The 14,879-nt window shown below is 64.4% G+C and carries 10 protein-coding genes and 2 tRNA genes; 4 read left to right on the forward strand and 8 right to left on the reverse strand.

From position 1 onward, the window contains the following. Positions 1-8: 8 nt before the first annotated feature. From AAHB08_RS01345 to AAHB08_RS01365, 5 genes are all read right to left on the reverse strand, one after another. The gene (locus tag AAHB08_RS01345; RefSeq protein ID WP_342057873.1) at positions 9-2,162 is read right to left on the reverse strand and encodes an FAD-dependent oxidoreductase; all 2,154 of its coding nucleotides are present in this window, start codon (positions 2,160-2,162) and stop codon (positions 9-11) included. Beyond that, the gene (locus AAHB08_RS01350; RefSeq protein WP_342057874.1) at positions 2,159-2,740 is read right to left on the reverse strand and encodes a carboxymuconolactone decarboxylase family protein; all 582 of its coding nucleotides are present in this window, start codon (positions 2,738-2,740) and stop codon (positions 2,159-2,161) included. Before AAHB08_RS01350 ends, AAHB08_RS01345 begins: the two co-directional genes overlap by 4 nt. A 1-nt stretch (position 2,741) precedes the next feature. Continuing rightward, positions 2,742-3,443 (reverse strand): DUF1499 domain-containing protein, encoded by a 702-nt coding sequence (locus AAHB08_RS01355; protein WP_342057875.1) that lies wholly within the window; start codon positions 3,441-3,443, stop codon positions 2,742-2,744. 191 nt (positions 3,444-3,634) lie between these two features. After that, the gene (locus AAHB08_RS01360) at positions 3,635-3,913 is read right to left on the reverse strand and encodes a peptidylprolyl isomerase (RefSeq protein WP_042650241.1); all 279 of its coding nucleotides are present in this window, start codon (positions 3,911-3,913) and stop codon (positions 3,635-3,637) included. Positions 3,914-3,992: 79 nt separating this feature from the next. Further along, entirely contained in the window at positions 3,993-4,367 is a 375-nt protein-coding gene (locus tag AAHB08_RS01365; protein ID WP_139436421.1) for a hypothetical protein, read from the reverse strand. A 529-nt stretch (positions 4,368-4,896) separates the two neighbouring features. On the opposite strand from AAHB08_RS01365, the gene tamA reads away from it, so the two are divergent. Continuing rightward, positions 4,897-6,672, forward strand: coding sequence for an autotransporter assembly complex protein TamA (tamA, locus tag AAHB08_RS01370; RefSeq protein WP_404838089.1), 1,776 nt, complete (start codon positions 4,897-4,899; stop codon positions 6,670-6,672). 76 nt (positions 6,673-6,748) lie between these two features. Then, positions 6,749-10,519, forward strand: a complete 3,771-nt coding sequence (gene tamB / locus AAHB08_RS01375; RefSeq protein WP_342057876.1) for an autotransporter assembly complex protein TamB — start codon at positions 6,749-6,751, stop codon at positions 10,517-10,519. A gap of 128 nt (positions 10,520-10,647) precedes the next feature. On the opposite strand, the gene AAHB08_RS01380 is transcribed toward tamB, so the two are convergent. Further along, positions 10,648-10,732, reverse strand: a tRNA-Tyr gene (locus AAHB08_RS01380). 30 nt (positions 10,733-10,762) lie between these two features. After that, positions 10,763-10,847: transfer RNA gene (locus AAHB08_RS01385), tRNA-Tyr, on the reverse strand. A gap of 126 nt (positions 10,848-10,973) precedes the next feature. Between AAHB08_RS01385 and AAHB08_RS01390 the strand changes: the two genes are divergently transcribed. Then, positions 10,974-11,483 carry a VC2046/SO_2500 family protein gene (locus tag AAHB08_RS01390; RefSeq protein WP_342057877.1) on the forward strand — a complete coding sequence of 170 codons (510 nt, stop codon included), beginning with the start codon at positions 10,974-10,976 and terminating at the stop codon, positions 11,481-11,483. 75 nt (positions 11,484-11,558) lie between these two features. Here the strand turns inward: AAHB08_RS01390 and hpf are convergent, their stop codons facing one another. Next, the gene (gene hpf / locus AAHB08_RS01395) at positions 11,559-11,897 is read right to left on the reverse strand and encodes a ribosome hibernation-promoting factor, HPF/YfiA family (protein WP_283941602.1); all 339 of its coding nucleotides are present in this window, start codon (positions 11,895-11,897) and stop codon (positions 11,559-11,561) included. A gap of 390 nt (positions 11,898-12,287) precedes the next feature. On the opposite strand from hpf, the gene AAHB08_RS01400 reads away from it, so the two are divergent. Continuing rightward, complete coding sequence (locus AAHB08_RS01400) at positions 12,288-14,804, forward strand: putative bifunctional diguanylate cyclase/phosphodiesterase (protein WP_342057878.1); 2,517 nt, start codon at positions 12,288-12,290, stop codon at positions 14,802-14,804. The last annotated feature ends 75 nt before the right edge of the window (positions 14,805-14,879 follow it).

A 14,879-nucleotide genomic window follows, 5' to 3' on the forward strand; every position in this document is an offset into this window, starting at 1 on the left:
TCGTGGGCTCAGGCGCCGCGGCGCCAACTGTGATAACGGGCCAGCAGGGCCAGCAGGCGGGTGGGCTGGTGGGCCCGCTTCCACTCGCCGGCCAGGTACTTGTTCCCCTCCATCAGGGTGGGATAGGTGTGGATGGTGCCCAGGATCTTGCCAAGCCCCAGGCGGTGGCGCATGGCGAGCACAAATTCGGCGATCCGCTCGCCGGCGTGAGTGCCCACTATGGTGGCGCCAAGGATTTTATCCTTGCCCGGCACCGTCAGCACCTCGACAAAACCGTGGCGCTCCCCGTCGGCGATGGCGCGATCCAGCTCGGCCAGCTCGAAGCGGGTCGCCTCGAAGGGAATGCCTTGGGCCTCGGCCTCCTTGCGGTTGAGGCCGACCCGGGCAATCTCGGGGCTGGTGTAGGTGGCCGCCGGGATCACGCGATAGTCCGCCTTGAAGCGTCTGAACTGGCCAAACAGGGCGTTGACCGCCGCATACCAGGCCTGATGGGCTGCGAAGTGGGTGAACTGATAAGGGCCTGCTACGTCTCCCACCGCCAGTATGCTGGGGTAGTTGGTGGCGAGGAAGCCATCGACCTTGACTGTGCCACGGGGGGCCAGCTCCAGCCCCAGCTCTTCGAGCCCGAAGCCGCTCACGTTGGCGACCCGGCCCAGGGCCAGCAGCAGCTGATCCCCCTCAACTAGGTGCGTTTCCTCCCCCCGGCGCAGTTGCAGCCGGACAGGCAGAGTGCCCTCGGCCGCGGGCTCGTAGTCGGCGCGCTCCGCCCGCCAGCCGGTGAGCAGCCGCACGCCGTCGCGGCTCATCTGCTCGGCCAGCGCCTCGGCGACCTCCCGCTCTTCCCGGGGCAGCAGCTGATCGGCGAGCTCCACCAGGGTGACGGGAATGCCGAGCAGGGCCAGGCTCTGGGCCAGCTCGCAGCCGATGGGGCCGCCGCCGAGCACCAGCAGGTGGCGGGGCGGTTCGCGCAGCTGCCAGAGGCTGTCAGAGGTGAGGTAGGGCACCTGCTCGAGACCCGGCAGCCTGGGCACCATAGGCCTGGCCCCGGTAGCTATGACGATGTGGCGGCTGCTCAGGCGTCTGCCGTCCACCTCCAGCTCCCAGGGGGAGACGAGGCGGGCCCGGCCCTGGATGCACTCCACCCCCAGCCCCTGATAGCGTTCAACCGAGTCGTGGGGTTCGACCTCCTTGATCACCGTCGCCACCCGTGCCATCACGGCGGAAAAATCGGCCCGGGATTGACTGGGGCTGAAGCCAAGCTCGCCGGCCTTGCGCTGTTCAGCGGCGAAGCGGGCGCTTCGGATCAGCGCCTTGGAGGGAACGCAGCCGGTGTTGAGGCAATCCCCCCCCATCTTGTGCTGCTCTATGAGCGCCACCCTGGCCTTGACGGCGGCGGCGATGTAGCTGGTGACCAGGCCTCCGGCACCGGCGCCCACCACCAGCAGGTTGTAGTCGAAGCGAGCCGGTTTGCGATAGGGGGCGTGCAGGCGGCGCAGGGCGAGCCTGCGTTGCAGCCAGCGCATCAGCCAGGGCATCAGGCCGAGCAGGGTCAGGGCCGCCACCAGGCCGGGGGAGAGGATCTTGCCCGTGCTGGTGAGGGTGGCGAGCTCGCTGCCCGCCAGCACATAGACGAAGGTGCCCGGCAGCATGCCGAGCTGGCTGACCCAGTAGTAGGTACTGACCCTGATGGGGGTGAGCCCCATCAGCAGGTTGATCAGAAAGAAGGGGAAGAGGGGGATGAGGCGCAGGCTCAGCAGGTAGAAGGCGCCATCCTTCGCCATCCCCTGCTCGAGCTGGGCCAGCTTGTCGCCGAAGCGCGCCCTGACCCAGTCGCGCAGCAGGAAGCGGGCGCTGAGAAAGGCCAGGGTGGCGCCGATGGTGCTGGCAAACGACACCAGCAGCAGCCCCCAGCCGATGCCGAACAGGGCGCTGCCCACCAGGGTCAGCAGGCTGGCGCCGGGCAGGGAGAGCGCGGTGGTGAGCACGTAGATGAGCATGAACAGCAGACTGGCCTGGCCGAAGTGCGCCTGTACCCAGCCGGAGAGCTGCGCCTGACGGGCCTGCAGCTCGGCGAGGCTGAGGTAGCGGCCGAGATCGAGGGCGAAGAAGGCGCCGATCAGGCATCCCATCACCAGCAACAGCAGCAGGCGGCCCCGGCTCATTGGCCGTCCCTGTCGGAGGGCGCCGGGCGTTCGGGCTGCACCGGCAACTGGCAGAAGCCCTGGGGGGCGATGTCGAGGGCGGCGTTGAACTTGGCGGACATGTTCTGGAAGGCGATGAGGCCGGTCAGCTCCACCAGGGCATCGTCGTCGAACCAGGGTTTGAGGCGCGCCGCCTGCTCATCGCTCACCCCCTCCAGCCCGGTCATCGCCTCTGTGTATTCGAGCACGGCGCGTTCCCGCTCATCGAACAATGGGCTGTCACGCCACTGGGCCAGCGCCTCCACCTTGTCGCTGGAGCCGGCGCGCTTGATGAGGGTCATGGCGTTGATGTCGACGCAGAAGCGGCACCAGTTGAGTTGGGAGACCCGCACCGTCACCAGGGAGCGCAGCACGGGGTCTATGGGGGAGCGCTTGCGGTTGATGACGCCGTAGAGGGTGGCGACGGCGGCAAACAGGCGCGGCGAGCGGCCCCAGCACTTGCCCGGGATCAGCACCTGACCGTAGTTGCGTTGCTGCAGCCAGAAAAAGGGGCGGATAAACCAGGCATATTCCCGATCAGGCTTGACCTCAACGCGCATGTTATTCCTCTTGTTCCATTTTCTGCATCTTGGGTTTGTAGGCCCCCCCCAGCCGCTCGTTGAGCCGGGTCAGGAAGTTCTGGATCCGTGCCCGGTTGACCCCCAGATCGCTGCGCCCCTGACGGGAGGCGGATCGCATGTCGACCCGGGTCTCTTTCGGCCCGGCGAAGACCCGCAGCGCCACGTCATCCTCAAAGCCGAACCAGCCGGTGGTGACCACGGCATCGAGGCCGTCCGGGCTCGGGCGCACCCGCCAGCTGAGCTCCGTCATCAGCTCGTCCGCTTCGGCGATCACCTCGGCCGGGGAGGCTCGGGTATAGAGAGGACCGGGGTTGCCGGGAAAAACTTGCAAGGGGGGGGCATTGACGGGGAGATCCTCAGCCGTTCTCAGCTGCTCGGCCCACAGCAGACGGGGCGGATGATGGGGATCCGTGCTGACGTCGTTGGTGAGCGGCGAGCGCAGCGCCTGAACGACAAACAGCAGGGGCAGCAGCAGGGGGGCTATGCCCCAGGCATCGGCCCACAGACAGGGGGAGCTGCGGTAGCGCCAGGGCAGGCGCAACAGGAGCCAGAGGCTGATCAGGGCGCTCGCGAGGCAGAGGGCGAAACCGAGCCACCAGGGCCAGAGATGGGCCCGGCTGCCGAGGGCGCCCCCCAGGGGCAGCAACCAGGCCAGCAGGGGCCACCACAAATAGCTGTGCATATGCAGGATCCACTGGTTATGATGGAGCAATGCCCAGAAGGATAAACTTAATTACCTGATAACGTTAGTAAATTATCTTTATCTTGGCGCTTTTTGCCGCCCTGGGCGCAGGGCGGCAGGGCGGTGGCCAGGAGTCGGCCGGGCAGGAAGCCGGCCGAGCCCTTGTCAGGGCTGGGGCGCGGGGAGGGCCCTCAGTTGCGGTAGAGCACCTTGATGAGGTGGAAGCCGAACTTGGTGCGTACCGGCCCCAGCACAGTCAGGAGTTCCCCCTTGAAGACGGCATCGTCAAAGGCCTTGACCATGTCCCCCTTGGAGAACTCCCCCAGATCGCCGCTGCGCTTGGCGGAGGCGCAGGTGGAGAAGCGCTTGGCCATCTGGCCAAAATCGGCACCCTTGGCGAGTTTTTCCTTGATCTCGAGACACTCTTTTTCGGTCTTGACCAGGATGTGCTGGGCACAGGCTTTTTTCATCGGAACGCTCCTCGGCGAGGGTAAAGGGGGCGCAAGGGTACTCCAATTCGGCGCGCGCGTCAGCCCCGCCGGCGGCACATCAGCCGCGGGGATGGGTCGCCAGACGTGCCCTGGGGCGAGACTGCCAGAGGATCTCCAGCCCCAGCAGGGCGTAGAGGCTCCAGATGGCCAGGGGATTGAGCCAGTCGCCGCCGAGCTGCAGGGTGAGCAGGGCGCCGCCGACCAGCAGCAGGGCTATCCCGGGCAGGCGCCAGTGGACCGGCAGCGGTGCCAGCATGGCCAGCCCCAGCAGCAGGGCGAGACCGAAGGGCAGGTTGAGGGCGGTGAAGGCCAGGGCCTGCTGACCGTTCATGCCGGTCAACAGGGCCAGCAGGGCACTGCAACAGGCCAGGAAGGTGACGAATTCGAGTCGGTCGGCTATGTAGTCAGCCAGTTGTTCGCTACGTAAGTGCATGGGATCTCTCCTGCGATTTGATGACATCAGTGTGGGGCAGGGAAGGTGGCAGTGGCAGCGGGATAAATCGATTGGATTGAACGAAGCTTTAGTGCCACCTATTCAAGTTGTTGATTTAAACTTATTTTCCTGTTCAATAGCAGGATATGGCAATGGGGGCGCCAGACGGTGATGTCAAGCCTGTCAGGGGATCCTGGGTCTCAAGGTCCGGGGTAGTCCGACAGGGGTTGTCGCGTGGCGAGCGCAGCTGCGCCACGGGCGGCGACGGGAAGGTGCTGCCGGTATCGCACCTGGGTGATGTTTTTTTGTACGACCCTTGCCGGGAGAGTGCGCACTTTCCCCGCTGACGGGCGGTTTTCCCTCTCAGTTCCCGGTGAAAGCCAGCCCCGGAAGAGGATGCCAGCCCCGGGGGAGAGGGGGATTTCGCGACTGCGGTTATGCTAGGATGAGCCGCGCTCGCCTGGGGTGGGCCCCATTATCATTCTAAATCGAACAGTTTTTTACTTATGTTATTCGGGGAAATTGACGTTTGACAGGATGCCATCCTATTTTGCCTGCCGGGTTCACCTCACCCGGGCGAACCCGTCGCCCCGGGCTCGGCACCTTGCTGCTCGCCCTCTCTCTGTGGCTGCTGGTGACCCCCGCCATGGCGGCCAAGCTGACCTATCAGATCAAGGGCATCAAGGGGGAGCAGAAGGATAACGTCGAGGCCTATCTCAATGCCCTGCCGGTCTACCAGGAGCGCCAGTATCGTCCCGCCCGCGCCAAGATCACCGAGAGCGTGCAGAAAGCCCTGCAGGTCTATGGCTACTACCAGCCGAAGATCACCCTCGCTCGCGACAAGAAATCCCCCGCCAGGGTGGTGATCGAGATAGCGCGGGGGGAGCCAGTGCTCATCTCGCGCCTAGACATTCTGCTGGAAGGGGAGGCGGGCAGCGACGAGGTCTACAGCGAGCTGCTGGACAAGCTGCCCCTCAAGGAGGGGGATCCCCTCAACCACGGCAAGTACGAGTCCATCAAGGCGGATCTCGGCAGCCTGGGGCTGGCGCGGGGCTATTTTGACGCCAAGATCAGCAAGAGCCAGGTGAAGGTCTTCCCGGATCAGGGCAAGGCCGAGATCTATATCCTGTTCCGCTCCGGTCCCCGCTATCACTTCGGCGAGATCAACTACGATGCGACGCCGGAGGCCCTGCGCCTCATCCGGCCGCTCATCAACATCAAGAGTGGCGACCCCTATCTGGCGATCCGACTGGCCGAGATGTCCCAGGACGTCTCCTCCACCAAGCTGTTCAAGCAGGTGGACATCAAGCCCATGATAAGCCAGGCCGAGGGCAACTTGGTGCCGGTGCAGGTGACCCTCTCGAACCGGGTCGACCACGAGATCGAAACCGGTATCGGCTATGCCACGGACGTGGGGCCGCGCCTGAGTGCCACCTGGGAGAAGCCCTGGGTCAACCGCTATGGCCACAGCCTCTCCAGCACCGCCAAGATCTCGGCCCCGGAGGCGGAGCTCAGTTTCGACTACCAGATCCCGGTCGGCAACCCGCTGCGGGACTACTACTCCCTGCAGGCCGGCTACCAGTACACAGACAACAACGATACCCGCTCCGATCTGGCTACCTTCGGCGTGCACCGCTGGAAACGGCGGCCGGAGAGCTGGGACAGGGACGTCTTCATCCGGCTGGAGAACGAGCGCTACGTGCAGGGCAACGACGAGGGGAACAGTCTGCTGCTGATCCCCGGGGTCTCCTGGTCGCGGCTGCGGGTGCGCGGTGGCCTGGTGCCGGACTGGGGGGATCGTCAGCAACTGACGACGGAATTCTCCAGCCCCTACTGGGGCTCGGACATCAACTTCATGCGGGTGTGGGGGCGCAGCAAGTGGCTGCGCACCCTGGGGGAGGATCACCGTTTCCTGATGCGGGTCGAGCAGGGGGCCATCATAGGGGATGACTTCTCCCTGGTTCCCCCCTCCCTGCGTTTCTTCACCGGCGGCGATCAGACCATACGTGGCTACGGCTATGAGACGGTCTCGCCGAAGGACGAGGATGGCAAGCTCACCGGCGGGCGCTACACCAGCGTGGGCAGCCTGGAGTACAACTACCGCTTCAGCGACAAGTGGCTCGGCGCCTTGTTCGTGGATGGCGGCACGGCCACCGTGGACTACAGCGAGGCCTGGAAGATAGGCACCGGGGTCGGGGTGCGCTGGGTGACGCCCATCGGCCAGGTCAGGCTGGATCTGGCGGTGGCCATCTCGGAGGAGGACAAGCCGTTGCGGCTGCATTTCGCGCTGGGGCCTGAATTATGATCCGGTTTGAACCCACTCATCCTCTCTCTTCTCTCTCCTGGCCGCTGCGGCTGCCTCTTTCTCGGGGGTCTGCGCTGTGATCTGGGTAAAGCGTATTTTCTTGTGGCTCATGGGGCTCGTCTTCCTGCTGCTCATCGGCGTCAGCCTGCTGGGCTTCACCCATCAGGGCAACAAGTGGCTGTGGCAGCAGGCCAGGGGGGCGCTGCCTTCCCTCAAGGGGGAGCTGGTGGCGGGCCAACTCGGCTATGGCTGGACCCTGGAAGGGGTCGGCTGGCAGGACGAGCTGGTGGACGTCACCGTCGAGCGGGCCGTGCTGGACTGGGATCTCGGCAAGCTGCTGCAGGGCAAGCTCTGGATCAAGTCCCTGACGGTCACCCACCCTGTGGTGAAGGTCGCCGACGCTGAGCCTGTGCCGGAAGAGCCCACCGAGCCCTTCGTCTGGCGCCCGTTGCCACTGCGCATCCAGGTGGACAGCCTCAAGGTGACGGATCTGGACCTGGCCGTCCCCAGTGTTGGGGTGACCCTGGCCGCCCTCGACATCGGCGCCACCCTGGATCGCAAGGGGCTCATAGTGCGCGGGCCCGTGCTCGATGGCCTGAACGTGACCCTGGCCGAGGCCCCTGCTGCCGACGAGGCGGCCAAGCCGGCCGCCAGCAAGAGGGCCAAGGCGCAGAGCGCGACCAAGGCCGAGCCCAAGGAGACCGCGACCGCCAAGGCGAAGCCAGAGGCGGCCGCCCCCATCCAGCTGCCCGAGATCCGCCTGCCATTCCCCATCCAGCTGGAAGGCCTGGCGGCGACCCGGGTGCGCTATCAGCAGGGGGAGCTCGTCGAGGGAGTCGACAAGCTGCTGCTGTCGGCCAAGGCCCAGGATGCGCGCATCGAGGTGCGTGAGCTCTCCTTGCGCCACGCCATGGCGGATCTGGCGCTCAAGGGCCATGTCAGCCTGACCTCGGATTATCCCCTCGCCCTGACCCTGGATGCCAAGGCCCGCAAGGGGCTCAAGCAGTGGGAGCTCGACACCGAGCAGGCGAACCTGACCCTGGATGGCTCCGTGGGCAAGCTGGGGTTGGCGCTCAAGGCCAAGGGGCCGATCGCGGCCAACCTCAAGGGGACGCTGGCGACGCTGGATCCCGACTTGCCCTTCGATCTGGCGCTGGACTGGAAGAGCCTCGGCTGGCCGCTGCACAAACCGGCCAAGGATGAGCCGAGCTATCGGTTGGACAAGGGCAGCCTGAGCGCCAAGGGCAAGCTCTCTGGCTATCAGTTTGCACTCGACACCGCCGGCAAGGGCACGGATGTGCCCCCCTTCAAGCTGGCGCTCTCGGGCAAGGGGGATCTGGAGCAGCTGAGCCAGATAAAGCTGCTGCTGGGCGCCCTGAAGGGGGAGCTCAGGCTCGATGGCAAGCTCGCCTGGCGCAAGGGCGTCCAGTGGCAGGGGACCACCGAATTCAAGGGGATCAACCCGGCCGAGCTGGTGCCCGAGATCAAGGGGACGCTGGCGGGCAAGATAGCGAGCCGCTTCGAGCTTGACGAGGCGGGCCACTGGCAGCTGGCCCTGCCGGAGCTCAAGGTGGACGGCAAGCTCAACCAGTATCCGCTGGCGCTCAAGGGTGCCCTCAGCGGCAACGACAAGATGGAGTGGACCATACCTGCCCTGGCGCTGCAAAGCGGTCCCAACCAGTTGCAGGCCAAGGGGGCGCTCACCGCCCAGGCCTGGAAGCTGGATGCCCAGATAGATGCCCCCAAACTCGGCGGCATCTACCCCGGCCTTGGGGGCGACCTCAAGGGACAGGTGCGCGTCACCGGCAGCCAGCAGGCGCCGAGGGTGAATGCGGATCTGGTCTCGAGCCGCCTCTCCTATGGCGGAACCGTGCTGAAAGAGACTGTCATAAAGGGCAACGCCCTGGTGGGGGACAAGCCGGCCGGCGAGCTGGCCCTGACGGTGGCGAGCCTGGTGCAGGGGACGACGGCGCTCTCCAAGATAGCCCTGAACCTGAGTGGCGATCTCGACCGCCACGGGCTCACCTTGACCATGAAGGGGGATCCGGTGGCTGCGGATCTGAGTCTGAATGGCAGCCTGCGCGGGGATCGCTGGCGCGGCACCCTCTCCGAGCTCAAGGTGAAGACCCCGCTCAAGCGCTGGTCCCTGACCGCCCCCTGGTCCCTGGATCTGGACTTGCCCAGACAACAGCTGACCATGGGGGACCTCTGCCTGGGCTCCCAGAAGGCCAGCCTCTGCGTCAAGGGCAGCCAGATCTCGGCCGCCCAGGGCAGCCTGGAGTTTGCCCTGAGCGAGTTCGATCTCAAGCGGCTGCGCCCCTGGTTGCCGGACAACTTCCGCTGGCAGGCGGTGCTGTCGGCGGACGGGCGCGCCAGCTGGCGCGGCAGCCAGCCGACCCTGCACGCCACAGTGCGCACCACGCCGGGTACATTGGTGGCCGACGAGATCAAGACCGAGTACCAGCGCCTCGAGCTCGGGGTCGATTTCGAACGCCAGCAGGCCGCCATCCGGCTCGATTTCGCCTCCAGACAGATAGGCAACATAGACACGGATCTGCTGATAAAGGAGCCAGCGGGTCGTGGCCAGCTGTCGGGTCAGCTCAAGTTTGACGACCTCAAGCTGGCGACCTTTGCCCCCCTCATCCCCGAGGTGCGCTCCCTGCAAGGCTTCATCTCGGCGGATGCCCGCTTCGATGGCACCCTGGCCGCGCCCCTGCTGTACGGTGAGCTGAACCTGCTGGAGGGGGAGGTGCAGACCCACTCCGACATGGTGACCCTCTCCAGGCTGGTGACCCGCCTCAAGATAGACGGCAACCGGGCCGAACTCGACGGCTCCATGCTGGTGGGCAAGGGGCCGCTCGTGCTGGGGGGCTGGCTGAGCTGGGCCAGGCTGCCGGTGACCGGCAGTCTCACCATCAAAGGCAAGGATCTGGAAGCCCAGTACCCAGGCATGGGTCGGGTCAGGGTAACGCCTGACATCGCCATCTCCCTGGGGGAGGAGACCAGGGTCAGCGGTCAGGTGGACATCCCCTGGTCGCGCATCCTGGTCAAGACCTTGCCGGAGAGTGCGGTGGCGGTCTCGGATGACGTGACCGTCATCTATGATGATCTGCCGCCGGTGCCCAAGGCGGAGCCCCTGCCGATGGAGATCAAGCTCGCCATCCGGCTCGGCGACGACGTCCGGCTGGAGGCCATGGGGCTCAAGACCAAGGTGACGGGGGCGCTCGGCATTCGCCAGGATCCTTCCAAGCCCTTGGCGGGCAATGGTCAGCTGGAGCTGAAAGATGGACGCTTCAAGGCCTACGGCCAGAACCTCATCATCAAGGAGGGGCGGATCCTCTTCTCCGGCCCCATCGATCAGCCCTATCTCAACATAGAGACCTACCGGGATCCCGACACCATAGAGGACAATGTCACCGTCGGGGTCCGGGTGACGGGGCCGGCGGCCAAGCCGAAGATCACCGTCTATTCCGAGCCGCAGATGGCGCAGTCCGAGCAGCTCTCCTACCTGCTGCGCGGCAAGGGGCTGCAGACCAGTGGCGAGGATGGCGGCTTCAACGGCCTGCTGGTGGCGGGGGCGGTGAGCCAGGCGAGTGGGGTGGTCTCCAGCATCGGGGAGTCGCTGGGCATGAGCGATGTGGCACTCGACACCGCAGGGAGCGGTGACGATACCCAGGTGACCCTGTCTGCCTACCTGTTGCCCGGCTTGCAGTTCCAGTACGGCGTCGGGGTGTTCAGCCCCATCGCCGAGTTCAAGCTGCGCTACGAGCTGATGCCCAGACTCTATCTGCAGGCCATGAGCGGGGTGGCCCAGGCGGTAGACATCTTCTATCGCTTCACCCTGTGAAGGGGATGAGCACGAAAACGGGAGGCCTTGGCCTCCCGTTTTTCATGATGTGCATTCTGGCAGGGCAGGGCAGGATTGGGATGCCCGGAAAAGCAAAAACCCGGCGCCAGGCCGGGTCTTCAGAAGAGTGGTGGAGGGAGAAGGATTCGAACCTTCGAAGGCAGAGCCGTCAGATTTACAGTCTGATCCCTTTGGCCGCTCGGGAACCCCTCCACGGGGCATGACCTGATTGTGGCACTTGAATGGTGGAGGGAGAAGGATTCGAACCTTCGAAGGCAGAGCCGTCAGATTTACAGTCTGATCCCTTTGGCCGCTCGGGAACCCCTCCCCAAGTGCGAGGCGCATACTAACAGATCTGTCGCGCTTGTGAACCCCTTGGCAGGGATTTTTAATGCTTAAAGGATTGGGTTGACGGCCGATAAGCAATGAAACCCTTATTTCCAAGATTTATCCCATGCTGCCCAGTGCCATTCGTGATCGCCTGCTCGTCGATGAAGCCCAGTTGGGCCAGCGGCTCAACCAGGATCTCCGTCAGGGAGACAGAGCCGACTTCAGGCTGCACCTGGCGCTGCTGACCGATGCGGTCGAGGAGCAACCCTGGTTTGGGGCCGCCCCGACGGCGGCACCGCCAGCACAGACATGGCGTACCCATTTCGGCCTGATGCCTCAGGCCGCCTTGCAGGGAGATCTGCAGGAGTCAGACGCCGGTGCGCTCAACGAGCGTCTGCAGCAGGGGGGTTGCATGGCCGATGTGCGGCTCTGGCTGGCGCTGCGATCTCCTCCGCTGGTCAACCGGACACCGGCGCTGGATCCCGCGGTGTATGACAATCTCTCGGCGCTTGGGCGGGAACGCTGGCAAGGCAAGCTGGCTTCTCAGCCAAGAGACGAGGATCCCTTGCTGATGCTGCCGTTGCTGGATGATCTGACGCGCGGAGTGGATGCGCGCTTGCGCTGGCTGGCTTGATGCCAGAGGCACAGGAACAAGATGCAAAAAGGCGGGATGACCCGCCTTCTTGCGCAATGGATGGGATAACCGGGATTAGACGTCGGCTTCGTCCACCTCGGGAACATCCTTGCCTACGACCGCCGCGCGGCGAGCGAGGGGTTTCTCGATATGGCGATTGAGCTGGCGCTCCAGCTTCTGGCCCAGATCCGTGATGGCGGCATACAGATCCTCGTGCTCTGCCTGCGCAAACAACTTGCCGTTGGGAATACCGGCGGTGGCCTCGACGATATACATCAAACGCTCTTTGGAGATGATCACATGGGGTGTGATAAGAGGCACCTGAAGACGCTCGAGCTTTTCAAAACGGGATTCAATGCGCTCGCGGATGGCTGGGGTAATGTCGATGATTTTACTGGTCATTTCGATTTTCATATTGGCCCCCTTCGGGTCGTCTTGCTTGTGTCTTCACCCTCAGATTACCCATGTGGTTGGATGGAAATGTGATTTGGATCACAAAATATCCCCTTGGTGATCCGGCAATCCCTAAATTGTGAGCTTTTCCCGTTTCATGCCAAAAACCGCTTGAGCTCAGCGAAACGGGCAGGCAGTATGCGCGAATAGGATCGTTTCTGTCCCCCCTTGGCAGCGCCTTGTGTCGACCCGATGTCTGGTTTTCACCGCTCAGTCTCGCATTTTCTCTACCCACATCGTTTATCGCATCGCAAAAGGATTGCCATGCGCCGGTGGAGATATGCGCACAAACGGATATGCTTTTCTGCATGTGTCGGGGTGGATAACGTGGTTGTAGTGTTGGAGTTGTAAATGAAGCAACAAGCCACCCAGATGATGTGGTTTTATGATCGGCAGCATGAGCAGTGGAGTCTGTCCGATCATCTCTCTTGCCAGCCCTGGCAAGGTGAGGGGGCTCATCCCTGGGCCAGCCAGCTGGCGCCAGAAGATGAATCCGGTTTCGCCGATTTTTTCGCAAGACTCCACCATTCGGGCCAGCCCGGCCAGTTCATCGGCCACCTCTGCGATGAGGCAGGCACAGTGCATCACGTGCTCTGGTACGGCCAGTATGTGCCTGCCCAGCAGCTCTGCTGCGGCTGGCTGGCGCCCCTGGAGATGGCTCACAACGCCGCCAGCCGCGCCGAACCGCCCGCCAGTCTGGCCCCGCCGCTTCCCCTGCTGCAAGCCCCCTTGCTGGCCCAGCTGGCGCAGGCGCTCTCCGCGAGGACTGGCCTCGATTTCTGCCATACCCTGGTCAACGAGCTGGCTCACATCCTGGGGGCCAACGCGGTCTGGCTGACGGAGCGGGTGGGCCTTGACCGGCTCAGGGTGCTGGCGAGCCACGGCATCGACTTCAAGGAGTACGCCCTGGCGGACATGCCCTGCCAGCAGCTCTATCGGGGCGCCGCCAGTGCGACCCCCATCAGCGAACCCCTGACCGGCTGCACCTGCCTGCCCCCTGGCCAGCACTACTATGCGCAGCCCCTGCTGGATCGCAGTGGCCAGATCCTGGGCCATCTCGCCCTGCTGTTCCCGAACCAGACCCAGACCGCCGATCTGGGATCCGTGCTGACCATCTTCTCGGTGCGCATGGTGGCCGAGCTGGAGCGTCTGCAGAGCGACGCCCTGATGCGACTCTCTGCGGTGGCGTTCGAAACCCACGAAGGCATCATCATCACGGATCCTGACTTCAAGATCCTGCGGGTCAACTACGCCTTCAGCCAGATCACCGGCTTCGACAGCCAGGGGGTGATAGGCCTGCACCTTGGCAACGACCTCTGGTCCGGGCTCGGGGGGCTCGGCTATGAGCTCAACGCCCTGGATCGCTGGCAAGGAGAGACGTTGCGCCTGCACGCCGACGGCCATGTCTACCCCCAGTGGGAAATCGTCACGCCGGTGCAGGATGACAAGGGGGGGATCAGCCACTACGTCATCTTCTTCGAAGACATCTCCGAGCGTAAGGCGGCGGAGCGCCGCATCCAGGATCTCGCCTATTACGACGAGCTGACCGGTTTGCCCAATCGCCGCCAGCTCCACGAGACCCTGGCCCAGGCGTTCAGCGAGGCGAGCCGCGAGCACCTGATCGGCGCCCTGCTGTTCATCGATCTCGATCACTTCAAGACCATCAACGACTCCCTCGGCCATGCCACCGGCGACTGGCTGCTCAAGGAGGTGGCGAACCGCCTCAAGCGGCTGGTGCGGCAGGGGGATTGTCTGGCCCGGCTCGGCGGCGACGAGTTCGTGTTGCTGCTGCCCGGCCTCTCCATCAGCCCGCCCCAGGCGGAGATGCAGGCCGATCTCATCGCCGAGCGGCTCATCGGCGAGATTGCCGCCCCCTACAGTCACGGGGGCCAGGTGCTGCACATCGGGGCCAGCGTCGGCATCACGCTCTTCCCCGGAAGGGAGCAGGAGGCCGGGGATCTGCTCAAGCAGGCCGACACCGCCATGTACCAGGCCAAGTCGGCGGGCCGCAAGACCCGGCGTTTCTTCGATGCCTCCATGCAGTTGCAGGCGGACAGGCGTCTGCTCATTCACAACGAGCTGCGCAGCGCCCTCAACAATCAGGAGCTGACCCTTCACTATCAGCCCCAGCACATGGTCGAAGGGGGGGACATCATAGGGGTGGAGGCGCTGATCCGCTGGCAGCCGCCGGGCCGTGCCCTGGTCTCTCCCGCCGAGTTCATCCCCATCGCCGAGGAGACGGATCTCATCGTCGACATCGGCAACTGGGTGTTGCATGAGGCCTGTACCCAATATGTCTCCTGGGAGGAGAACGGGATCCACGTGCCCCAGCTGTCGGTCAACGTCAGTGCCAAGCAGTTCCATGCCCACGATTTCGTCGATCGGATCCACGATGTGCTGGCCGCCACCGGCATGGATCCCTCCTGCCTGAACCTGGAGATCACCGAGTCCGTGGTGCTCGGTCATGCGGAGGACACCATCAGCAAGATGGCCGAGCTCAAGACCCTTGGCATCAGCTTCGCCATCGACGATTTCGGCGCCGGCTACTCCTCCCTGAGCTACCTCAAACGGTTGCCCGCCGATGAACTCAAGATCGACCGCTCCTTCATCCAGGACATCCCCAAGGATGGCGACAACATGGCCATCGTCGAGGCGGTGATCGCCATGGCCCGTCACATGGGATTCAACGTGACGGCCGAGGGAGTGGAGTCCCGCCAGCAGCTGGAGTTCCTGCAGGCGCAGGGCTGCCATTTCTTCCAGGGCTATCTCGCCTCCAAGCCGCTGCCCGTGCCCTATCTGGAGCGCTACATCAGCCGCCTGAGCCGCCATGATCGCGCCGCCCCTGCCGACAAAAATAGTGTGGCGTAGCGCCCATCTTTAACGGGTAGAATGAAGGTATCTCACCACCGCCAGCGGGCGGTGGTTATGCCTCTTCTTTAGGGA

This window comes from Aeromonas sp. OTU364, from assembly GCF_038440395.1.
GTDB lineage: Bacteria > Pseudomonadota > Gammaproteobacteria > Enterobacterales > Aeromonadaceae > Aeromonas.